The 23,391-nt window shown below is 57.9% G+C and carries 18 protein-coding genes; 14 read left to right on the plus strand and 4 right to left on the minus strand.

Annotated elements, in window-relative coordinates:
* Positions 1-17: 17 nt before the first annotated feature.
* The gene (locus BM400_RS22085; protein WP_175529022.1) at positions 18-281 is read right to left on the minus strand and encodes a hypothetical protein; all 264 of its coding nucleotides are present in this window, start codon (positions 279-281) and stop codon (positions 18-20) included.
* A 49-nt stretch (positions 282-330) separates the two neighbouring features.
* Here BM400_RS22085 and BM400_RS13260 point away from each other — a divergent pair, with 49 nt between their 5' ends.
* The 9 genes from BM400_RS13260 (at position 331) to BM400_RS13300 (ending at position 12,639) form a co-directional block, all read left to right on the plus strand.
* Complete coding sequence (locus tag BM400_RS13260; RefSeq protein WP_089839603.1) at positions 331-726, plus strand: single-stranded DNA-binding protein; 396 nt, start codon at positions 331-333, stop codon at positions 724-726.
* Between the two features lie 68 nt (positions 727-794).
* Positions 795-1,784: a DNA-primase RepB domain-containing protein gene (locus tag BM400_RS13265; protein ID WP_089839604.1), complete on the plus strand. Its 990-nt coding sequence runs from the start codon at positions 795-797 to the stop codon at positions 1,782-1,784.
* Positions 1,771-2,085 (plus strand): hypothetical protein, encoded by a 315-nt coding sequence (locus BM400_RS13270; RefSeq protein ID WP_089839605.1) that lies wholly within the window; start codon positions 1,771-1,773, stop codon positions 2,083-2,085. The genes BM400_RS13265 and BM400_RS13270 overlap by 14 nt, the downstream gene beginning before the upstream one ends.
* Positions 2,086-2,365: 280 nt before the next feature.
* On the plus strand, positions 2,366-2,680 hold the full coding sequence (locus BM400_RS13275) for a hypothetical protein (protein WP_141223921.1): 315 nt from the start codon (positions 2,366-2,368) through the stop codon (positions 2,678-2,680).
* Between the two features lie 2 nt (positions 2,681-2,682).
* A complete protein-coding gene (locus BM400_RS13280) occupies positions 2,683-4,797 on the plus strand; it encodes a type IV secretion system DNA-binding domain-containing protein (RefSeq protein WP_089839607.1) in 2,115 nt (704 codons plus the stop codon).
* Between the two features lie 2 nt (positions 4,798-4,799).
* Positions 4,800-8,435, plus strand: a complete 3,636-nt coding sequence (mobF, locus tag BM400_RS13285; RefSeq protein ID WP_089839608.1) for a MobF family relaxase — start codon at positions 4,800-4,802, stop codon at positions 8,433-8,435.
* 148 nt (positions 8,436-8,583) lie between these two features.
* Entirely contained in the window at positions 8,584-8,931 is a 348-nt protein-coding gene (locus tag BM400_RS13290) for an antitoxin Xre/MbcA/ParS toxin-binding domain-containing protein (protein ID WP_175529023.1), read from the plus strand.
* Positions 8,932-9,270: 339 nt separating this feature from the next.
* Positions 9,271-10,281, plus strand: coding sequence for an AAA family ATPase (locus tag BM400_RS13295; protein ID WP_089839610.1), 1,011 nt, complete (start codon positions 9,271-9,273; stop codon positions 10,279-10,281).
* Positions 10,282-10,332: 51 nt separating this feature from the next.
* Positions 10,333-12,639: a S8 family peptidase gene (locus BM400_RS13300; RefSeq protein WP_175529024.1), complete on the plus strand. Its 2,307-nt coding sequence runs from the start codon at positions 10,333-10,335 to the stop codon at positions 12,637-12,639.
* Between the two features lie 83 nt (positions 12,640-12,722).
* Here the strand turns inward: BM400_RS13300 and BM400_RS13305 are convergent, their stop codons facing one another.
* Positions 12,723-13,067 (minus strand): hypothetical protein, encoded by a 345-nt coding sequence (locus tag BM400_RS13305; protein ID WP_089839612.1) that lies wholly within the window; start codon positions 13,065-13,067, stop codon positions 12,723-12,725.
* Between the two features lie 416 nt (positions 13,068-13,483).
* Here BM400_RS13305 and BM400_RS13310 point away from each other — a divergent pair, with 416 nt between their 5' ends.
* From BM400_RS13310 to BM400_RS13330, 5 genes are all read left to right on the plus strand, one after another.
* Complete coding sequence (locus BM400_RS13310) at positions 13,484-14,395, plus strand: ArdC family protein (protein WP_089839613.1); 912 nt, start codon at positions 13,484-13,486, stop codon at positions 14,393-14,395.
* Positions 14,395-14,814 (plus strand): DUF6908 domain-containing protein, encoded by a 420-nt coding sequence (locus BM400_RS13315; protein ID WP_089839614.1) that lies wholly within the window; start codon positions 14,395-14,397, stop codon positions 14,812-14,814. The genes BM400_RS13310 and BM400_RS13315 overlap by 1 nt, the downstream gene beginning before the upstream one ends.
* Before the next feature lie 82 nt (positions 14,815-14,896).
* A complete protein-coding gene (locus tag BM400_RS13320; protein ID WP_089839615.1) occupies positions 14,897-16,582 on the plus strand; it encodes a ParB/RepB/Spo0J family partition protein in 1,686 nt (561 codons plus the stop codon).
* A 231-nt stretch (positions 16,583-16,813) separates the two neighbouring features.
* Positions 16,814-18,058 carry a toll/interleukin-1 receptor domain-containing protein gene (locus BM400_RS13325; protein WP_089839616.1) on the plus strand — a complete coding sequence of 415 codons (1,245 nt, stop codon included), beginning with the start codon at positions 16,814-16,816 and terminating at the stop codon, positions 18,056-18,058.
* Positions 18,059-18,324: 266 nt separating this feature from the next.
* Complete coding sequence (locus tag BM400_RS13330) at positions 18,325-20,166, plus strand: caspase family protein (RefSeq protein ID WP_089839617.1); 1,842 nt, start codon at positions 18,325-18,327, stop codon at positions 20,164-20,166.
* Between the two features lie 60 nt (positions 20,167-20,226).
* On the opposite strand, the gene BM400_RS13335 is transcribed toward BM400_RS13330, so the two are convergent.
* Both BM400_RS13335 and BM400_RS13340 read right to left on the minus strand, forming a co-directional pair.
* Positions 20,227-21,021, minus strand: a complete 795-nt coding sequence (locus tag BM400_RS13335; RefSeq protein WP_141223923.1) for a hypothetical protein — start codon at positions 21,019-21,021, stop codon at positions 20,227-20,229.
* Positions 21,022-21,084: 63 nt separating this feature from the next.
* Positions 21,085-23,130 (minus strand): DUF4365 domain-containing protein, encoded by a 2,046-nt coding sequence (locus tag BM400_RS13340; RefSeq protein WP_175529025.1) that lies wholly within the window; start codon positions 23,128-23,130, stop codon positions 21,085-21,087.
* Positions 23,131-23,391: the final 261 nt, after the last annotated feature.

Below are 23,391 nucleotides of genomic sequence, written 5' to 3' on the forward strand. Positions count from 1 at the left end.
CGTCCTTCTGCGGAACTCTAGCCAGCAGTTATGAGCAGCGGTTTGGGCGAACATCCGCCGCCGAGAAGCGAGAGGATGACTTCGGTCCAGAGGGATTCATCCGCCTCGTATCCCGTCCTCTGCTCGGGATCACGCTTCGGGCCTATCCGGCGCCCTGCGGCAGGCTCGCTCTTCTGCTTCGACTTCGTCGCCCTTCGGGTTACGGTTTCCAGCTTCGCCGGACCCTCCGCAAATGCAGAGCTTCGGCCTTGGGAGCCGGGGCCACTCGCTGGCTTTGCCATGTGTGACCCGAGCAGGATACGGGAAATAAACGAAACGGAGATCACCACCATGTACCAGAACAAAGTCACCCTCATCGGCTTCCTCGGCAGCGACGCAGAGGTTCGCACCAATGACAACCGCAGCTTCACCACTCTCTCGCTGGCGACCAAGAGTTCCTACAAGAAGGACGGCCAGTACATCTCGCACACCGAATGGCACCGTTGCGTTGTCTTCGGCAAGCTCTCGGAGTTCGCCGGGACGCTGAAGAAGGGCGCTCATTTGCAGGTGGAGGGCGAGCTGCGCAGCCGGGAGTACGAGACCAAGAAGGTCGGCAAGAAGGCCGCCCAGAAGAAGACTATCTGGGAGATCCGGGTGAAGTCGATTCTCAAGCTGGACAGGGCCGAGAAGGCCGGCTCCGACGAGCAGGAAGCGGTAGACCAGACCCCGGAGGAAGCGGCCGCATAAGCCGCTTTCCTTCCATCAACTCGGGAGCCCGGTAGACGCCGGGCTTCCAACCCTGTGAGACGCCCGCAATGAACACGAAGTCCGCGCATGAATTCCTAAACCGATGCTTCCTTCCCGAAGAGACGATTGCCTTCCTGCTCCGCAGGGAGAATCCAGCATCGACGACGCAGCGCATCGTGCGGCTGGAGCAGGCCATCGCACCGCGCTATCTTGCGTGGCTGCGTTATGAAAACCACAAGGGCGCGAACGTCTATGTCGCCGCCAATCCGCTCCGTGCGGGCAGTCGCAAGCGGACGAAGGATTGCATCGCGGAGATTCGTCATCTCTACCTCGACATAGACGTGGACGGTGAGAACAGAATCCTTACGCTGATGGAGTCGGAGGCCGTGCCGGTTCCGACCGCGATCCTCTCGACATCGCCGGACAAGTACCAAGTTCTTTGGCGGGTCGAAGGTTTTGGCTTCGAGCAGCAGGAGAACACGCTTAAGTTGCTGGCAATGACCTTCGGTGGAGATTCCGCCTGCACCGACCGCAACCGTGTTCTCCGCGTGCCAGGATTCCGCAACTGCAAGTACGATCCCGCTCACCCAGTCACGGTCGAATACCCCAACGATTGCACTTACAGTCCCGACGATTTCAGGCTGGATGACTCACTGCTTGGCTCTGGGCAAGTTGTTCGCGGAATTGCCCGTACATACCCCACGAGCAAGAACACACTCTCCGAGCAGGATTGGGCATGGGCTGTTCATCATCTCTCGCTCGGAGTCGATGCCGGGGAGTTGACGGCAATGCTGGCGTCGCGGCGTTCCGATAAGCCCAATCCTCTGTATTATGCGCAACGCACTATCGACATCGCCTCAGCGCGGCTCTCGTTGACGGAAGGCGCGGCGATCGAGGACGTAATCGCCATGCTAGAAGACCGTCGTTCCGGCGAGGTTTCAGCGGTCCTTTGTTCTTCGAGAGCGCGAGAGATTGCGAGCACAGCGCAACGGATGATTGCGCGCGCAAAGTTTATTTCACTTCACAACCCAAAGGAGAACCACCATGCCACTGCTTGAAGTCGTCCAAACCCGTCAGATCAGCGCGTCCATCCGGCTCACTGACACAACCGCCACCCAGGTCGATCAATACGCCGCCTTCATTCGCGCTTGCGCCGACGATGTAGTCGAGCAAGCCCTCGCCTATGTCTTCAGCAAAGACCGCGACTTCCAGGACTTCCTCAAGACACCGGAAGCCCGGAAGGTCGTCTCGACTCTTCGCATTCGGAAGGTTCCGGCTGCTGAGGCTTCTGAGCCAGTGGCTCAGAAGCCTCTCCCAGCATCCGTTGCCGCTCCGTCATCGCAGGCGAAAGGCGCCTGATCCTCCATTTCATTCCGGGGCAAAAGCACTACGGTGCTGCGCACCGGAAGAATGTTGACACTCCATCCCTCGTAGGGTGGCGTTTGAGGCGACAAGCGTATGCAGATGTATACACGCCCCGAATGAGCCACTTACCCGCACCCCGTATGCAACTGAATACCCCGCCGTATGCAGTTGCATACGGCCTTGGAGGACAGCTATGAACACATCGAAGAGAGCGCCAAACTTGCATCTAGAAGGCCGTCTCTCCCGTTCTCAAAGCAGGTCGGCGCGTTCGTGCGTGGCGCAAGCAAGGGTCACGGAAGAGGAACACCGTGACCTGCTTAGAGCCGCCCGTTCGGATGGCAGGGCGCTCGGCGAGTGGGCGCGGGAGATTCTTCTGCGCGAGGCCCGCCGCTCTGCGGACGACGCGCTATTCACCGAACTCATCGCCACGCGGATGATCCTGCTCAACCTGCTCAAGCCACTTGCTATGGGACAGGTCGTGACGCCCGAGGACTTCACTCGTATCAGCGCGACCGTGCGCTCCGACAAGCGCAAGGTCGCCCAAGAAATCCAGCAGCAGTACACCAAAGCAACACCGAAGGAGTTGTAATCATGGCGACCCAATGGGGAAGAAAAGAGACGATCATCTGGCCTCCGCATGTTCCGATGCTGAGCTACACCGCCGTTGCGACGGCCCTGCTATGCACTTGCCTCTTCATCTGGCAGCGGTTCACGTTTTCCATGACGCCACTCCAGAGGAGCTACATGACGGAGTACGTTCGCTCCCAGATAGGCGGCACATTCAATGCCCATGAAGGCTATCGCCTGCTCTATCTGGGTGGCGGCAAAGGCAAGCCCCGTCTGGCATTTCCGGTGGACTTCGTTCCCGGCGAAACGACGCTTCCGAACGGCAAGACAGTGCCCGTAGCCCTTTCAGAAATTGCCACTCTCCAGGGCTACCGCTGGTTCTATCGCGGGCCGGAGCAAAAGCTCGCCGACGTGTCGCTCCACCGGTGGCTTCGCCAAGCGGTCTATGAAGATAGGGGTCTATTCGGACTGTTTTCAGTGGCACTGATCGAAGGTGCCGTGTGCCTTACTGCGATGCTCTGGTTCGCCGTACCCCGCGACATCAAGCGGTTCAAACAGATGAAGTATGGGCGCATCTTGCGAGGCCCGCAGTTGCTTTCGCCCGAGGAATTCAACCGCCAGCAGAAGGGCGATGGCATCGGCTTCAAGACGACCGAGCTGGGGAAGATGATGCGGATTCCAGCACGAAAAGAAGCGCAGCACTTCCAAATCATGGGCGACACGGGCGTCGGGAAGACCCAGCTCATCATGCAAATCCTGCGCCAGATTCGGGAACGCGACGACTCCGCCATCGTCTACGATCCAGCCTGCGAGTACCTCCAGCGGTTCTACGATGAGGGACGCGGCGACATCGTTCTGAACCCGCTTGACGAGCGATGCCCTTACTGGGGTCCGGCTCACGAAATGGCCTCCAACGCCGAGGCCGATGCTATCGCAGCTTCGCTCTATCAGCCCACGACAGACGCCAAGGATGAGTTCTTCCATCAGACGCCGGCACAGATTTTCGCCCATCTCTTGAAGAAAGGGCCGACGCCCCATCAACTCGCAGAGTGGATGGCAAGCAGCGATACGCTGGAGAAATTGGTGGCTGGCACGGAGATGTCTTTCTACATCGACCGGAAGGCCGGTCCCCAGCGGGCGGGCGTCCTTGCTTCGCTCGGTTTGGTCGCGAAGTGCTTCCGTCTTCTGCCAGAGAAGGATCAGACAGCCCGAACCTGGAATGCCCGGACATGGGCGAAGGATCGCAAGGGTTGGATCTTCATCACGTCCCGTCCGCCAGAACGTGAAACACTTCGTCCTCTGCACTCGCTGTGGATTGACCTTCTGGTCATGCGGCTACTCAGTGCGCCCCAACCAGGCCAGAAGCCGGTATGGTTCGTGATCGACGAGTTGGCGAGCTTGCAGAAGCTTCCGCAGCTCCATACCGCTATCACCGAGAACCGGAAGAGCAAGAATCCGCTCGTGCTCGGCTTCCAAGGGAAAGCTCAGCTTGAGGTGACATACGGCCATCTGGCAGAGGTCATGCTGTCGCAGCCCGCTACGAAGATCTTCATGAAGACGGCGGAGCCAAAGGCGGCGGAATGGATCTCTGAGGCCATCGGCAAAGTCGAGATCGAACGGCTCAAGGAGACAAAGTTTGACGGCTCACGTTCAGGCAAGAACTTCACGGTAGACCGGCAGATTGAGCCGCTGGTCATGGGATCGGAGATCAGCGGATTGGACGACCACCACGCTTATCTTAAGCTCGGAAACAGTGTTGCGCGATTCGACTTCGACTATCTCGACCTGCCCACGCCAACGGCTGGGTTCGTACCCCGGAAGTCGGCGGATGGGGAGATGAGCTTCGATCCCGATACGTTGCAGCCGCGCCGTCCACACACTCCGGTAATGGAAGAATCGGAATCCGCTCCGACGTCAGAGACGCAGGCTGGACAGGGCGCACCACTCGCTCACAAGAGGACACCGCAGCCAGTTCCGTCGTCTCAGCAGAACGAGCATGAACGGCCTCAAACTGTTGCCGAGGATCAGGTTGTCGATGCCACGACTGAGCCTGAGATCGTAGTACGGCAGCAGTATGAGTTAGCGTTGCCGACTCACTCTGAAGAGCACGACCACGCCGTGCATCATGGAATCTTCTAGCCATGCTGACCGTCTCGAAGGCCCTCAGTTCCGGTCAGGCCCAGAAGTACCACAAGCTGGAATTCACCTCGAAGTCCCAGAGCTATTACGGGCAGGGCGATGAGGTGAAAGGCGAGTGGCAGGGCAAACTTGCGGCCTCGCTTGGACTCAAGGGACAGGTCGCTCCCTTGGAGTTCTCGCGTCTCGCGGAGGGCGTTCATCCGCAGACCGAGGAGCCGATGGTGAGGCACCGCGTGGCTCAGGAATACAAGAATGCGGACGGCACGACGACCAAGGCGGTTGAGCACCGGGCGGGTTGGGATGCGACGTTCTCCGCCCCCAAGTCTGTCTCGCTCACCGCCCTGGTCGGTGGCGATGATCGGGTCCGGGAGGCGCATCGCGCCGCCGTCACGATCGCGCTGGAGGAGTTGGAGCGGTATACCCAGGCGCGGATCGGCGGCAACAATCCCGCCGAGACTACGGCCAAGTTCATCGCCGCGAAGTTCGAGCACGACACCGCCCGTCCGGTGGACGGCTACGCCGCCCCGCAGCTCCACACCCACGCCGTCATCTTCAACGTCACCGAGCGGGCGGATGGTTCGACCCGAGCCTTGCAGGAACGCGCTTTCTTCGAGAGCCAACAGTATGCGACGGCGGTCTACCAGTCCGCCCTCACCTACCAACTCCGCAGTCTCGGCTATGAAATCGAGTCCGGCAGGAGCGGCGCGCCGGAGATCAAAGGCTACTCGCAGGAATATCTTGACGCCTCCAGCCCCCGATCCAGACAGATTAAAGAGCAACTCGAAAAAAGCGGCTACAGCGGCCCGGAGGCTGCTCAGATCGCGGCGCACTCCACCCGCGACCGCAAGCAGACGCTCTCCGCTGAAGAGGTTCTAGCGGCACACAAAGATATGGCCGCCGCCTTCGGAAATCAGCCTCAGCGGGTGATCGCCGCCGCCCGCCAACGCGCCGAACAGCAGGCCAAGGACCCAGAGCAGAAGACCCTCGCCAAAGAAGCCGTGACGTTCGCCCGCGACAGCATCTTCGAGCGCGAGGCTGTGGCGGACGAGCGAGCGATTCTCCGCGACGCCCTCCGTCGCGGGATGGGAGAGGCATCCTACCGGGACATCCGAGCAGAGTTCGATAGCCGTCGCAAGTCGGGAGAGTTCCGCAGTGTGCAGGGCATGAAGTACGACTCAGCTCGCAGCTTCACCACCCCCGAAACCATTGCAGCCGAGCGGGTCAACATCCGCTATGTCCTGGAGGGGCGGAACGCCGTTGAGCCGATGATGACTGCGGAGCGGGCGCGAGACCAGGCCAACACACGATCCTTTATGAACGACTCGCAGCGTCGGGTCATTGAGGAAGTCCTCAACTCTTCCGACCGAATTCACGGCTTGCAGGGATTGGCCGGCACCGGCAAGACCACGACCCTCCAGACCATCCGCGAAGGGGCGGAAGCCAGCGGCTACATCGTCGAAGGATTCGCCCCAACTTCCAAGGCGGCAGGCCAGCTTCGCGAGGCAGGAATTGACGCCACGACCCTCCAAAGCTTCCTTGCCCGTGGGCACAATCACCCGAGCGCCGACACCGCCAATCGGCATCTCTACATGCTGGACGAATCGAGTCTCGCCAGCACAAAGCAGATGAGGTCGTTCCTCGGCAAGCTCAATCCAGAGGACCGTGTACTCGTCATCGGAGACACCCGTCAGCATCAGGGCGTGGACGCCGGACGACCGTTCCAACAGATGCAGGAGGCCGGGATGCAGACCTCGCAACTTGACCGGATCATGCGCCAGAAAGACCCCGAACTGCTCAAGGCAGTCCAGCATCTTGCGAACAACGAGACGGTCAAGGGTATTGCGATGTTGGCGGAGCAGGGCCGCATCACGGAGATTCCAGACGGACGCGACCGCATCGCCGCCATCGCCAGAGACTATGCCGCGCAGCCCGAGAACACCATCATCGTCTCGCCGGACAATCGGAGCCGCCAGCAGATCAATGAAGCCGTCAGGGTTGAGTTACGGCGAAACGGGACTCTTGCCGAGAAAGGCGAGATGTTCCGGACGCTGTCGCATCGTTCTGATATGACCGGAGCGGATCGTAAATGGGCGGCGCGATACAGCGACGGCGACGTGTTGCAGTACACCACCGGGAGCAAGGCTGAAGGCATCGAGCGGAACAGCTTCGCTACCGTCCGCTCTGTCGATGGCCGCGCCAACACTCTCACGGTCGAATTGCAGAATGGGTCGAGCGTGACCTACGACCCGCGACGCTTGACGGGTGTCAACGTCTTCCGTGAGATGGAGCGGGAGTTCGCCACAGGCGACCGTCTCCAGTTCACAGTGTCCAACCAAGAACTTGGGGTTGCGAACCGAGACCTTGGAACGGTCACCGCCATTGAAGACGGGAAGATGGCAGTTCGGTTAGACAGCAAAACCCAGCGCATTGTGACCTTCGATCCAGAGGAGTTCCGGCAGTTCGACCACGGCTACGCCGTTACTTCGCATAGTTCCCAGGGCCTCACCGCTGGCCGGGTGTTGGCGAACATCGACACCGATTCCTCTCGCAACCTCATCAACTCCAGGCTCGCCTACGTCGCTATCTCCCGAGCGTCGGACGACGCCCGCGTTTACACGAACAATGCGGAGACGCTGGGTGAGCGGTTGGCGTCGGACATCACGAAGAGCGCCGCCGTGGATTTCAGGCAAAAGAGTTCGAGTGAGGAGGTTCGGCAGGCCGTCGGCGCGTTTCGGAGCAACGACCCCGCCACCGCTACGGAATCTCTCAAGCAGCAGGGCCGCGTTCACGAGTACGCAAGCTCGGAGCATCGGCAGGCTGCGATTGCGCTCGACTATGCTTCCCAGATCGACCGTGCCGTTATCGTCGCCTCTAGCGCCTCGGAGCGCCGGGAGCTGACGCAACTTATCCGTTCAGAACTCCAATCACAGGGCAGGCTCTCCGCCGAGAGCCGTTCCGTTCCGGTGCTGGTCGAGCGGGACCTCGGCAATCCGCGCCTGGCCGCGAACTACGCTCCCGAAGACCGGATCAACTACCGCAAGGGAAGCCCTGAAGAGCACGGGATCGCCGACAACAGCAGCGCCACCGTGATTTCGGTCGATGCTCGCTCCAATCTCCTTACGGTCGGAACCCGCGAGGGTGACCGCGTCTCTTACAATCCGGCGCTGCTCAAGCAACAGTCGGATCGGAGCACTGTCTACCGCGAAGAGTCGCGCGAACTGGCGCAGGGCGAACGTATCCAGTTCACCGCCGCGAACCCAGAGCTGCGTATCCGTGCGGGCAGTCTCGCCACTGTGGAGAGGATCGGCGAAGACAACGCCATCACTGTGCGACTGGACAACGGAAAGGCTGTTGCATTGGACGCCGAACATTCTCGCTACATCGACTATGGCTATGTCGTCGAAAACGCGCGGCAAGTCTCCGCTGACCGCATTCTCGTCACCGGAAGTTCCAATCAAATTGCCGCCCAGCAAGAGGCGCTGACGCGGCTCTCTCCGCACCTTCGCGATCTCGCCATCTACACCTCCGACGATTCCGGTCTGGCCGTCCAACAAATCGCGTCATCGGCCAACATCGAGCCGATCTCTGTCCCAGCCCTGCCGGAGATTGAACTGGAGGGAATGGGCATTGGCCTTTAGGCAAACTGCTTAGCCTGATGAGGCACCGACTCAGGCCGCTTTCAAGGGAACATAAACGATACAATAAAGTAACCTTGACGCAACCGATGGGAGCCTATAACCTACGTGGTAGAGGTGTCTCATGTCTGCTGCCCATACAGTACCGGCTATGGAACCAGCTCTGTTCAACCCCCAAACGGGTCGCTTGGACGCGGCCCGGATCGCGCGTGAATTCAATGTTCCGGTTGCGATCATTGCAGAGGCCATTGGCCGGAAGGCGCCTGGCGTCCGCAAGTCTCCCGACGCCAGCAGCTTGCAGGGGGAACTCCGCCGTCTATATCGAATCTGGGTTGCGCTCGTTGACCTCTATGCCGGCGACAAAACCAACGCCCGTATCTTTCTCAACGCCCCCAATCGGAGCCTTGAGAACCATGCACCCATCGAGTTCATCGAGAATGGTGACCTTGCCCCACTGGAGCTTTTCGTCGAAGCCATGAGCACGCGGCAGCCGGTCTAATGAGTAGCGAGTGCATTCCATCGAAGAGATCATCGCCGTGCTGAACTGTGCTCCGCTGATTTCGTACTCGCAGACGCGCTACAGGGTCATTGCCGATTGTTGGCGGGACACGTTTCGGTATCGCGTGCCACCCAAGACGAGCGATTCTTCACCAACGCCCGCCTTTTCATATCGCGACAAGCTGCCCCCGCCTCTTGTTCGCCTTGTATTCGCCTTAGCTTTTCGGTACCCTCTTATACACAAAGGCACCATTCTCGGTGCATACTGAGAGGCGAACCAGCCCGGTACACTAGAGAGGCGCTTCCTCTACCGGGATGAGCTGTTATCGAGGGTTCCATCATGCCGCGTGGCGAGTTGTTAAAAAAGTTGTTTCATAGCTACTCGCAAGGCGACTCGCAGTCATTCCATGAAGTTGCGGGGGAGATCATCCGCGATGAGGAATCCAAAAATAACCGCGTACTCGCCAATGCCTTGCGTAGAAATCTAGGCAGTGGGCAACGACCGCTCGCGCTACCCGACAAGAACAATTTCACGTCCCGCAAGCTGGCCGTCGTTCCCATCGAGCGCGACAAGCAGTTGCCGCTCGTAGACACGATCCAGCCCGAACGCCGTGCCTCCGATCTCATTCTGAACCGAAATAATCAACGACTCTTGCTGTCGCTGTTGGCCGAGTTCCGGCAAAGGGACGTTCTTGGCGCGCATGGCCTGCGCGGACGGTCCCGTTTGCTCTTCTGTGGACCTCCAGGATGCGGCAAGACCCTCTGCGCCGAGGTCTTCGCCCACGAAGTCAAGTTGCCGCTATTAGTCGCAAGCATGGACACTCTGGTCTCCTCGCTTCTCGGGGAGACCGCCTCGAATCTACGGAAGATCTTCGACTTCGCAGCCGCACAGCCCGTGGTGCTGCTTCTCGATGAGTTCGATGCGATCGCTCGATTGCGAGACGATGAGACCCTGAATGGAGAGCTGCGTCGCGTCGTCAATAGCCTGCTCATGCTGATCGAACAGTTCCGGGGACAAGGCTTTGTCATTGCCGCCACCAACCACGAACGCCAGTTGGACCCTGCCATCTGGCGCAGGTTCGATGAAGTCGTGTTCTTCGAGAAGCCCGCAAAGGCGGAGATTCTTCGCTTGGTGAGTCTGAAGTTCCGCAACTTCAAGACCGATTTCGAGCCTGCTTCGGTGGCCGATTTTCTTGCCGGCTTCTCCCATGCCGAGATTGAGCGCGTCTGTCTCAATGCAATCCGCCAGGCGGTACTCAATCAGCGCAACATCGTAAGCAAGCGCCGTTTTCTTGAAAGTGTTGCGCTGGAAAAGCGCAGAAGGGATATCGCCGGACGTCTCCCCCAATAGCGGCGTTGAGCAATGCCAGAGCTGCCTCATCTCATACTGCCGCGAGCGCAAGTGGACCTGGATCGCCGTAAGCGCCCCGGATTCGGTTCACGGCCCGACCGCGACCATCAGGAACAAGCCAAGAAGATATCGAAGGCTGTCGATGAGGCCCTCGTCTCTCATGCGGCGTTGCGTTCGACGATTGTAGACCCCGCACTGATTGTGCGCGTCCGCACTGCAACCGTCCTGCCGGAAGAAGAGTGGGAACGTGCGGGATTGGTCGTGCTGGGCCATGATGACAACGATTCCGTCGTGCTCTTCTCCAGCGACGCCGAGTTGACAGAGTTTCGGGCAAGGCTTGCCGCCTATGAACAGGGCACACCCGTAGGGAAAAAGAACCCGCAGTATGCCTCCCTTATGGCCGCCATCGAGGACTTCGGTCCTCTGACCCCGGAGGACCGAATCGGGAGCGCGATGAAGGCCGACGGATTTGCAACCCCGGATTCGTTCGCGCTCGATACGTTCTTCCGCCTCGATGTCGAACTCTGGGAAACGGGGACGCAGCTCGAACGCGCGGCTCAGGTAGAGCAACTTCTAACGGAAATTCGACAACACGGCGGGGATGTTACGGATCGCTATATCGGCCTCTCCTTTACCGCGCTTCGCGTCTCCGGCACAGGCGCGACGTTCCGTTGGCTGCTTACCCTGCCTACCGTACGCATGATCGACACTCCTCCTGAGATCGACGAGGATGTGGAACAGCTACTAAATACGACCGTATTTGAACTCGGGGCCATTGCTACTCCCGCCGCCGATGCACCGGGAATCGCCATTCTCGATTCAGGCATCAACGAAGCTCATCCTATCCTCGCGGCGCTCGTCGTCGAAAAGATGAGTTTCCCTGCGACGTTGGGGAACAACGATCAACGCGGGCATGGCACCAAGGTAAGCGGCGTTGCGGCCTACGGGGATCTGCGAGATTGCATTGAGCGCAAAGCCTTCTCTCCCCGTATCCATCTCTTTAGCGGCAAGGTGGTCAACGACCAGGGCAACTTCGACGACGAGAAGCTCGTGCCCTCTCAGATGGACGCTGCGATCCGATACTTCCACTCGCGCGGATGCCGAATCTTCAATCTCTCGCTGGGCGACCGCAACGCCATCTATGCGGGCGGCAAGGTCGGCTTGTGGACAAGCGTTCTAGATGAGCTGGCGCGGGAACTCGACATCTTGATCGTTGTAGCGACAGGGAATTACCGCCATGTACCGCCTCCTGGTCAGGCCGAAGAGCATCTGAATGCTTATCCCGGCTACCTGCTTGAGCCGCAAAGCCGGTTGCTGGAACCAGCAGTCGGAGCCAATGTACTCACCGTGGGCGCCATTGCCCATGCTGCCGTCGTTCCGAACCACGGCCCGGGCATGGTGAGCGTCCGGCCTATTGCCCAGGTCGGAGAACCCGCCCCGTTCACTCGTTCCGGGCCGGGCATCCACGACGCCATCAAACCCGAATTATGCGACGACGGCGGCAATGTCCTTTTCGACGGGGTTGTGCAAGGTCTAAGCCGCTACTCCGAGAGCGAAGTCTTTACGACCCATCCACGTTACCTGGAGAGGCTCTTCACTACCGCCAAAGGCACCTCGTATGCCGCGCCGCTTGTCGCGCATAAGGCAGCCATCGTCTTACAGGTCTTCCCAGGGGCGAGTGCAAACCTACTTCGCGCCCTGTTGGCTAACTCTGCTCGACCGCCCGAACCTGCGGTTGATCGACTCCAACGACTCGGCGGCGCTTCGGTTCGGAACCTCTGCGGCTATGGCATCGCAAACGCCACGGTCGCTTCTACGTCGGACACAAATCGAGCGGTGCTCTACGCTGACGACTCTATCGCTCTGGATCGGTTTTACGTCTACGAAGTTCCGATTCCGCGCGAATTCTCCGAGACCAAGGGATCGCGTTCGATCCACGTAACTCTGGCATTCGATCCACCCACCCGCCACACTCGCGCCGACTACCTTGGAGTTCAGATGTCCTTCCGGCTGGTTCGCGGCAAGAGTCTTGAAGAGGTAATCGACTTTTACAAGAAACGCGATAAAGAGGTGGATGGAGAGCTGCCGGAACTGGAGGGCCGTTATGATTGTTCCTTCGACCCGAAGTCGCGTCTCCGCGAATGCGGAACGCTACAGAGTGCAATCTTCACCATGCGGCAGAACCCAGCCGCCGAGTATGGAGAGACCTACTACCTCGTTGTCCGTTGCGAACGAAAGTGGATCGCCGACGACTTCCTCCAGCAACGGTTCGCCGTGGTCGTCGAACTTAGCCATCAGGTCGATGTTCAACTATATGAGCGAATCCGTCAGCGAATCCAAGTACGTGTGCCCGCCTAATCTCAGCAACCGAGGTTGGAGCCGAAGAAAAACGCGCGTCAAGTTGGCGCACTTCGTGGACTGTGCCCGAAATATGAGCGACCTTATAACTGTGCAAAGATCTGGTAAAGCGTCGCGAGCGGCATAGCGTTGGAAAAAGAATGTAGTACCACTCCTCGCATGTTGCCTTGCCTCATCTCGATGGTCTTCGCCGCGTGATTGTAGGCGAATGCATATTGCTGGCCGCGGATTGTGACCCAAAGCACGTTCTTGGTGTCGCCCGATTTCTCCATCACCCGTATGTCTTTCCCGTCATCTTTCTTCCAGAGAATGGCTCCAGTGAGGGCTAGGGCTATCTCTTCGACCTCATTCGCGTGATGATCGGCCCGTCGCATCACTCCGTCGATATAATCCTTCAAAATCTCCACGTCTGTTACGGATAAAGGCATAGCTTCTCTCCTTCCTTCAGCGTACCAGGATGTACTCCGAGCCGACTTTGCAGGGAAGGATGCTACTCCCTTCCCTCGCTGCAACCGCCCAGCAACCGGGCGTTTTCCGCTTCCCATCCATGCGGGCCTTTCCCGCCCGCAACGCCCACCGTTGTACCCGTCCGCTTCGCGAATAAAAACGCTGAAAAGACCGTGCGCTAAGGGGCTCTGCCCCGATCGCGCGGCGACAAGGGGCTTCCCCAATCTTCCGCGCTTCGCTTGTGCAGACCGGCCTTTGGCCGCCTCCGCTTCGCTCCGGTGGGGAGACCCCTCCCCTTGCGCCTTGCTACCCCCGCCTTCGCCAGGTGGCGTTCGGCATGTACATGCCGCGTTTCAACGCGGACGTGCAAAGGCCAACACCCAAGGAGGAAGCACCCATGAACACCACCAGCAGCGTTACCCCCATCAAGGAAACCCCCAAACAGCCGCAGCAACGGCAGACCGCCAAAGACATCATCGCCGCCAACGTCAAGAGCCTTATCGAGCAGCTTGAGGCTGGACACTCCGACGCGCTCACCGCCTACATCGACGCGATGAGCCGATTCCATAACTACAGCTTCGGAAACATTCTGGAGATTGCGCGGCAGCGCCCGAATGCGACCCGCGTCGCAGGGCTGTACGCATGGAACCAGCTTGGACGCAAGGTGAAGAAAGGCGAGAAAGGGATTCGGATACTCGCGCCAATCGTCGGCATCAAGCGTAAGAAAGACGAGGAAGCCAACAAGGACATCACCAAGCAGAATACCCGCGTCTTGGTTGGCTTTCGTAATGCCTACGTTTTCGACGTGGAGCAGACCGAAGGCGCAGAGCTTCCGACCATGCGAGAGATGAGCGGTAGTGTCGGCGACAACCGCGACCGTCTTGTTTCCTTCATTGAAGCCCAGGGCATCGAGCTTGCTTTTACCGAGAAGATCGCCCCCGCTCTTGGCATGAGCTACGGCGGGAAGATTGCCATTCTTCCCGGCCAGTCCGAGGCCGAGGAGTTTTCAACGCTTGTCCATGAACTCGCGCACGAGATGTTGCACAAAGCAGAGCGCAGGACGACCACCACGAAGGTTGTGCGGGAGACGGAGGCCGAGGCCATCGCGTTTGTGATCGGTAAGGCCGTCGGACTCGAAACCGGAACGGCAAGCGCGGACTACATCAACCTCTATCATGGCAACGCCTCACTCTTGATCGAGAGCTTGGAAGTCATCCAGCAGACCTCCGGTGTCATCCTTGCCGCGTTGCAGCCGCCCACCGCAGCAGAGGCAGAGATGCCCGATGCAGAACTGGCGAAGGTGGCCTAATGCAGACCATCCTTCGCATTCTCAAACAGGCCGGAGGGTGGCACCACGGCCTGTACCTCAAGATCGAGAACCTGCCTTATATGGCTTTGGTCATTGAGGCGACCGACGAATCAGGCCCGTGCGGTTTGCCCTCTATCTCTGTCGCGCACTACGGCGAACAGAACGGCGACCTGATGCGCGACCCGGAGATGTGTTTCGAGCTTGGCATGGCGGACGGACCACACCTGAATGCCTTCTATTACCGAAATGACTATGTAGGCGTAGAGCAGTGGAGCCGCACCATTCACAGCGGCAACTACATTTACTTCGTCAGCTTGCACCAGCAGCACGAGCGATTCGCCAAGGTGTGGGACAACAACCTGCGATTGCAGGGCTTCGCCGAAGCCTTCGAGCAACAACAGCAGACCCCACGCGCCTAGACCCTTTCCCGCCCCGGAGCGGATGGGAAAGCGCGTCCGCTCCACAACTTTAGTGCAGTGCAACCGCTCAAGGAGAGCAGCCATGCAGGATTCTTCAGCCTTCCAATTTCTCGCCGTTGATACCATTCACGAGTCCACCACCAACCCCCGCCGCACCTTCGATGAAGCCAAGCTGTACGAGCTTGCCGACTCCATCAAGCACAATGGCTTGATTCAGCCCATCACGGTAAGGCCGAATAACCAAGGCTTCGAGATTGTCGCGGGAGCCAGACGCTACCGCGCCGCCCAGATTGCCGAGTTGTTTTCCGTTCCCGCCCGTATCGTCGAGATCGACGACACCAAGGCGCTCGAATGGCAGCTAGTCGAGAACAGCCAGCGCGTGGACGTGCATCCCTATGAAGAGGCTCAAGGCTTCCAACGACTGCTCGACATCCCCGGCTACGACGTTGCCGCTTTGGTCGAGAAGTCAGGCAAGAGCGCAAGCCACGTCTACGCCCGTCTGTCTCTTCTCCAACTCATCCCAACTGTGGCCGAGGCGTTCACTCAAGAGCGCATCAGCGCCAGCCACGCCAACCTTATCGCCCGTCTCCCGCAGGAGAGCCAGGCGGAAGCCTTCGAGCAGTGCTGGCGCAAGGACTGGCAGGACAAGGAACCGCACCTGCTACCCGCCAAGCACGTTGCGGGGTGGATACAGGCCAACCTCTACCTGTCTCTCGCGGATGCGCCATTCGACCGGGAAGACCCCAACCTGAACCCCGCCGCCGGAGCTTGCGTCACTTGCCCCCGCCGCAGCGGATACAACACGTCTCTCTTCTGCGACGTACAGGGTGACCAGTGCCTCGACTCCGCTTGCTACCACGGCAAGGTTGAGGTATTCCTTGACCGGGAGATTGCCGCACATCCCGGACTCGTTCAGATCGAGAACGGCTGGCGCAATCCCAAGGAACAGCGACCCGGAGCCATCCAGCGCGGCCACGTTCGGGAGCTTGAAACCGTGATCGACAACCCGGACGCGGAACCAGTGATGCCGTGCGAAGCCGCCAAACCTGCCATCGTCGTTTACGGCAAGCAGCTTGGCCGCAAATTGACTGTTTGCACGGACAAACATTGCCCCGTGCATGACCCACAGGCAGCCGCCGAAGCCGCCGCCCATCCCGTCCCGACCATGGCACCCGCGCCGGAGATCGAGACGGAAGAGGAGGCAGCAGAACGCGAAGCCGAGCACGAACAGCGCATGACGGAGTACAAGGCCGAGCAGGAGCGCAAGGACGAGGAGCGGAAGGCCGAATTCGACCGACAGCAGAAGGAGTACGAGGTCGAGCAAGCCCGTCGCGACAAACAGCGCAAGGCGAGAGTCGCCACGTTTGAGCGCATCATCGAACAGGCTCCCGCATCTTTCAACCCAGCACAGATGCGCGTCTTCCTTCGTTTGCTCATCCACCTGGACTACAGCTTCCTTGAGGAGGTGGCGTCTCACTTCGCAAATGGCGATGAGAACGCGCAACAGTCGGACGATGAGATTGTGCTGGCTGCATTGGACGGCACCGCAGACGAGAAGCTAACCGGCCTCGCCTTGCGCCTCGTCCTCTCTGACCACGTCGCCATCACTCACGAGAGCCAGCCGGACGTGCTTGCTGACGCCGAGCAGGTTTTCGCGCCGAAAAAGCCCAAGGTCGTCAAAACCAAGGCTGAGGGTTCGAACAAGCCGAAGGCGACAGCTCCGAAAGCTACGGCAAGGAAAGAGGCGACAAGAAAGAAAGCAGCCTAAACCCATTCATTCTGGCCCCGGATTCGTCCGGGGCCGCTTTGTGTTCTGACACGCTGCGAAAGAGCCGGGAGACACCCCTCCGGTTTCTCCCGGAGCCCTCATCCCGCTTTGCTACCGGCCCCCGCTCGCCGGCTGCGCGGCAGGAGTCAAGTTCCTACTCCTGCACCTTCCCCCTTACTGCCTGCGGCGCTCTAGAATTACGATTGTTGTGTAGGAAGAGGAACCCGAGCAATGCAGGAGTCATCGACCTCAGCCGCCGAAGCTGATCCCAAGCGACAACTCGCCACCCTGAAGTTCCAGAAGGCGACTGCGAAACTGTATGAGGATTTGATTCGAGCGACTCACGACGCAAGCGAAAAGCAGAAGAACGAAGGCATTCATAGCGCCGCATCCTATGCGCGCAAGACTGCTGATGCTCTGATCGCTAGGTTTCAAACGATTGAGGAACTCTTCGAAGCGACGTATCTGTCCGTTTTCCAGCCGCAATTTATGTCCGACAGGGACTACGCATGGTTACGCGAACAGGGCGCATCTGTCGTAGATGAGCAACTAAAGCGAGTGCAAGGCATGGTCGAAAACCTATGCTCCAGCTTCGTCGGGAGCTCTGCACAGCAACATTCCAAGTACCTTGATGCCGCTAGCGGCGAGGCCGCTTTGATGAAAGCCCGGATCGAAAGCAGCATTACGATTCATTTGCTCGAACAACAGCAAACGGTGCTCCCCAAACCATCTCGCTCCGAGGAGCACTGGGACGTTTTCATCTGCCATGCCTCAGAAGACAAACCTTACGTCGAGACTCTTTTCCAAAAACTCACAGAAGCGGGAATTCGGGTGTGGCTTGATCGAACAGCTATCGACTGGGGTAATGATCTTCGCACTACTATCGACCACGGACTCAAAAACTGCATCTACGGCATCGTCGTCTTCTCCAAAGCCTTCCTTGCGAAGAAGAAGTGGACGGAATACGAACTCAGCAGCCTCTTTGCTCTCGAAGAGCCCGGGCGCACGCGCATCCTGCCGATCTGGCACGGCATTACCGAAGCCGAAATGCGGGAGTACAGCCCGGGCTTCTCGCTACGATTGGCGAAAGGAACAACGCGAGACAGCTATCAGGGAATCGTCGAAAGCTTGAAACAGCTCCTCAACAAAACTTCAACCGAAGGCGCTGAGGCACCATCGGCAACAACGCAATACCCGAAGCGCGAGCATATTGGGCCGGCGGCTGCGGATGCACACTACGAGATGGTTGGTAAAGCAGAACCTCTGGTGAAGTTCATTGTTCGAACGATCATTGACGGCAGTGGCGATTATGGGCTCGAAACTTGGGTAGGGACACCGTTGGAACTGAGCGCGACGTTTCGTGGAACCCGAGAAGAGGTTGCGCTGAAGTTTGTGATCGCCGATAAGGATATGCAACTGAAGGGCTACAGCCGAAGGGGTCACTTCGTGGGCGACAGGGCCTTCAGCCTTTCCTGATTTACCTTCGCGTCCGATGATCGAAATGCCTCACGACCCGTGAGACACGATAACTGCCGAGGAGTCGGTATCCTCTTCAGCCATCCAGCCATGCAGGATCGTCCCCCCTCCTGCAAGTTTCGCCTGTGCTGCTTGGGCTCTGCGAGGCAAAAATCCTCATCATTTGGTCTGAAACCTGCCAGACTCTCTGCGCCTCGGAATGCTTCGTGTCGGCACTCTAAAATAGAGAGATGGAGAAATGCAGAGCTTAGAGAGGATCTACTTCAGTGGGCACGACATACGCCGTCTTGATCGGAATCGAAACTTATCAGAAGCAAGGCATCAGCTCGGTCCAGTTTGCCCAAGCGGATGCGGCTGCGATGAAGGATGTTCTCGTTCAACACTTTGGAGTGCCCGCCGAGAACATCTCCCTTTGGCTCGATTCCGACGCTACGAGGTCTTCGTTTGAAAATGATCTTACCTACACGATCCGCCACCAACTGTCTCCCGGCGATCGATTCATTTTCTTCTACGCCGGTCACGGCTTCTACGCGAACGGAAGCAATCGTCTGACCACCTGGGACACCCACCCCAGCAATTTGGCTGGAACGACTGTCTCTCTGGAAGAAGTCCTCCTGAAGCCACTCAAGGAGCAGCAAGGCATCAAAAGCCTCGTTTTCATCGACGCGTGCGCAGCCGATCTCAAAACCAGTGTTGAACAGGCGAGAGACATGGTCAGCGATCTTACGCCCATGGAGTTCGAAGCTCTGGTGCAATCCACCGACCATGCTGCCGCGTTCTTCGCCTGCTCTCCCAATGAGAAGGCCTATCCCAGCGATGCCCTCATGCACGGTATCTGGACGTACCACCTGATGCAGGCGCTTCAGGGAGATGCTGAAGGCGCCTTGGATCGAGACAGGTGGATCACGGGTGATTCGTTGAAGAATTATCTTGCGCTCGCAGTTCCTGCTTATATCCGTGAGAACACGAAGATTCAAGCGGCGCAGAGGCCGTACGCCATCCTAAGTTCCAATGGCCCTTTCAGCATTCGCCAAGTTCCGCCATCCGACAGCGCGAAGCCCGCATCTCTTGCGGCCACCGAAGCCAAGCTCCTGACGGAGCAGCCGCCAACGCAGACCAGTGGAGCCCGGCCTCAGATCATGCTGTCGGCAATCGAGGGCCACTCCAACCAATGGAGCGGAGATGTCTTTACGTTGCACCATCTGGGCGGTGATGCCGCCCTAAAACTACAAATCGCCCCGATCCGCTTCGAAGGATTCAACCAGGTATCTTTGCATTTCGAGGCCGTTCCATTCATCGGGCCAACGAAACCGGACGCAAAGGTTCACTTTCACGTTGTGACGAACGACGACGGGGTACCGAGGCACGTCAACAAACCTTCATTCGTGATGATGTCGTTTGTGAAAGACGCGCAACACCTGAACAAGCCGGAGGTCTCCTACCCGGTTGCGGTCCGCTTCCAATGGGGAGCGAAGACGGAAGAGGAACACTTCCTGATCACCTGGAATAACAACCGGCGCAGGATGACGACCGCGCCGTCGAACAATTTGACTCCGCAGAAGAAAGCGAATCACAACATCGTCTTCTTGAATGCGGAGGTCGTAAAGCTCAGGTATTCCGGCCCCGGATACAGTGACCGGACGGACGGGAAGCACTCCTTCAGTGAGGTGGAAGGCGTGAGTACGGGTGACATTGTTGGTCTGATCGCTCGCTTCAGGAATGAAGCCGTCTACGGTGGGGATGTAGCGTCTGTACATGGCGTGCGAGCCCATCTAAAGCTCTTCGACCGCAAGGGCAAAGAGATTGGCACCGGCTTTTCTGGTGCCCAGTGGCTTGGTCATCCAGACGACACGTTCGATCTCATCCCGAACGGCCGCGGTGGGTCGGTAATTGTGTGTCGGGGAGGCAAGACAACGAAGCCTCTCGTAATGTGGAAGGCACAAGACGCTGCCGGAAGGTTGCGCGACCGGGATCTGGAGCTGAACGATGGCTATCCCAGCAAGGCCGAGATCACGCTGATGGATTCCAATCACAGGCCTTTGCTGCAACCGGTAGTACTAGACATAACGGAGTCGGCAGGCGAATTTTCGGTGAGCGCTAGGCAGTAGAACCGAAGGCGAGCCGTCGCCTGCAAAGAGGCTCGTCTTTTGCGTCAGTGCCGACTCGAATCACTGCGAGTTCAAATACGGCTGAACACCAGGCAACACCTTCCGCTCTATGTAGTTCAGTATGCGCTCCAAGGTGGTGTCGGCGCCCTCATAACCTTCTTCCTCCTCTTCGGGATCGAAGAGATCAGAGAACCCCACGAACTGTGTGCATTTACCTTCGATGCTTGTGTTCTTCGTGCGGGTTCGAACAGAAGCGAATTCTTCCGGGAGATCCCAAGGGATGCCAATGTTCCCAAATATTCCACCGTCGCATAGCGGTATATCGGAGACCAATGCGAATGGATTGGCTCCTCCTCTGGCCACAAGGTGACTGGAGTCCGCAACCACTGCCGTCAGGTTGAGGCTTCGATGCTTGTCAGGATTGTGGAGCTTGCTCAGAATGGTGAGGGGCTCGTTGCCGGGGTGATAGGGCTGAAATTTCTCAAGGATGGCACGCATTCTGTCGGGTACGCCAGCAAGCTGTCTTGCTTCGATATTGCGAAATGACTTGGCATCCTGGGCGATGGGGAATTGGTTTGTACGGCTGGGGGTATTAGGTGGATTCGAAAGAACGGCACGAGTCACGATGTAGTCGAGCGCCGCTCGCATGTTGAATAACGCGTCACCTGCGATCAGACGAAGTTCATCAGAAGCTTTGGGAGTAATGTTTATGCGCATAACAGTCATCTGCCGTTCCTGATCTTCTTCAGGCTTGATGACGCAGTAGCCATTGCGGATGATAGCCGCCTTCGTCCGAAACTCGTCTATGTGAGTTTGCGCTCGCCCTAGCTTCAACTGAATGTCGAAATCACTCATGATCAAATCTCTCATGGAGCTAGGGCTTGTATTGCTGAGCCAGCACTGTCGAGTTCTGCTGGCTTATTTTGATCCGCTACGGTTCTTCGGCTCCCTGGCCTTGCAACTCTCGCAATACTCAGTCTTGAAATCGCGAATAACGCGGTCTGAAGCAACGGATTCGCTCGTTGACTCCCATTTGAACTTTTCACACCGACAACGGCGCGACGGCAGTTCGCTAAAGGCAATCCTGCGATCCTTAGACTTCGACAAGTCCTCGATCATCACGAGATACCGACACCAGTGCACGCGTTCGCGGGACATCTGGCGAAGCACGCGCACATGCTCCAAAACGATGTCATATCTGGCAGGAGGCGACGGCAGCGTTTCATACAAATGCCCAGCGTATCTCGCCAGCTCTTCGTCGGTATCTTCCGCGCGGCTGACGTCCGTGTCGACCTCATCCTCCCTACGCGCTTGTTCTTCGAAGCGGGTCAACAGAGTACTGCCATCCAATATCTCTTGGGCTTGACGCGCAATTGGGTCGAATCCCATCGCCGAGGCCAGAGTGAAGACTTCTTCGGCAAGGCCACGCGCCGTTTCATATTCTCCTTGTACTTCAAGGAAGTCGAGCCGAGACTGATCGAGGCGGAGCTTACTTTCATCCGATCCACTCGCACGCACAATCGCCGATGCCTCGTCGAGCATACGTTCGATAGCGGCTTTCCGCCTCGGCTCAAGAACGAATGCCTGGTTTTTGTGTATCGATTCGAAGCGATCTTCGTAGATACGGCCCATCTGAATGCGCAACGACACATGCAGAGCTTGGAAGATCAATAAGGGGTGATTAAGCATGTAGGCTTCTCGAAGGGCGTCCGAGGCTCGCCCCTCCCACTGGGAATGAAGTTTGCGTCTCGCGTCCAAATTTTCAACTATGCCGGAAAGATCATCTGGGAAGAGGCTGTTGCGAATCTCAGCAGCAAATTGCTTCTTCGATGCCTGCAGATTTGCTTCCACGCCTTCTACGAAAAGTAGCAGCAACTTCGCATTGAGCTTCGATTGGGAGATCGCACCTGAATCGTTCAGAATTCTTTCTGTGACAGATCGAAGCTGTCGAGCGAGTTCGGTCCGTTCATTTGGGTCAGTCGTGCGAACACACCGATAGTAGATGGCCTCCTGCTCAGACTGCAGTGCCTCAAGGCCGCTGAGGCTTTTGGCTCTCTCACTAATCCGGTTCTCATAGGTAATGCTGTCGATAATGCCCACATGGAACTCACTCGCGTCCTTGAGATTATCGAGGAACTGGTTGTCCTGAGAGGATAGTTCGCTGCTCTTCGTCATTGCTCGGCGAAGGTGGCTGATCGCTTCCCAATGGCTCCCGATCATGTATTCGGCATAGCCGCGAATAAGTTGCATTCTCGGTAATGCTTTGATCGCGGGGTCCGCGAGCTTCATAAGCTCGATAACCCGTTTGGGATAACCAGCAGCCACAATCGCGGAGCCGCTAGTCAGTAAAAGACTTGTTGCTGTTCCCCTTTCAGTCACGTCGAGCGAGTCGGCATTGATCCTAAAAACGACCTGCTCGTCCTCGGTAGCTCTTGCGAGAGAATCCTGAATCTTTCGGAACATACGTCCCGTCTTGAGGATGCGATCTTGGATGACAGGAAAGGTAGATGGCTCAAATTTGTCGGCAAACTGTAACGTGACCGACCGCTGCTGACGCCAGTGTGGATTCTCGGACATTAGACGTTGATTTTCATCCTGAGCCCAGACCTGCCAGAACTCATCCCGCGCTTCGTCCCATAGCAGATACATGGGACACGTGCCGTTAAGCAGATAGTTGAGATTTGATGATTCGATTGAAAAGGAAACGTAGCCTTTCTTTGTCGCTTCGACGTTTCCTTTTGCTTTCACCTGAATATGCGATCGGAAGTTGGTCATCCTCCCGGCAATGTTCAATTCAAACGAGCCATCGGCTCCGAAATCCTCAATCCGCTCGTCACGGAAAACAAAGAGATCCTGCCCAGCCAGCACTTTCGCTAGAGACTTGAAGCTCTCTCTTTGAAGGCGAGCATTGTCGTCCGACTGGGGTAGAGGCCCGAGGTCATCATCTGGATTCGCAGAAAACAACGTCTCTCCTTTCCATGTAATCAAGAGTGCGCCACTTCACGATTGTCATAAGGCTTGAGACGCAAGCTTGAGATCGTTCCTTCATAGCCGCAGATGCGATAGCATCGAATGCTTCAAGTATGTCTTCGCCCCGGTTCAAGTTCTTGCGGGAGAGTCGTGGTCTTCATCCTAGAGTGTCCGGAGCAACATCATACTTTGTCCGGCGCGTCCGACGACTGATTCGTCACTTGGGGCGACTTTTAGCGCGCCTACGATCTACTG

The organism is Granulicella pectinivorans, from assembly GCF_900114625.1.
Lineage (GTDB): Bacteria > Acidobacteriota > Terriglobia > Terriglobales > Acidobacteriaceae > Edaphobacter > Edaphobacter pectinivorans.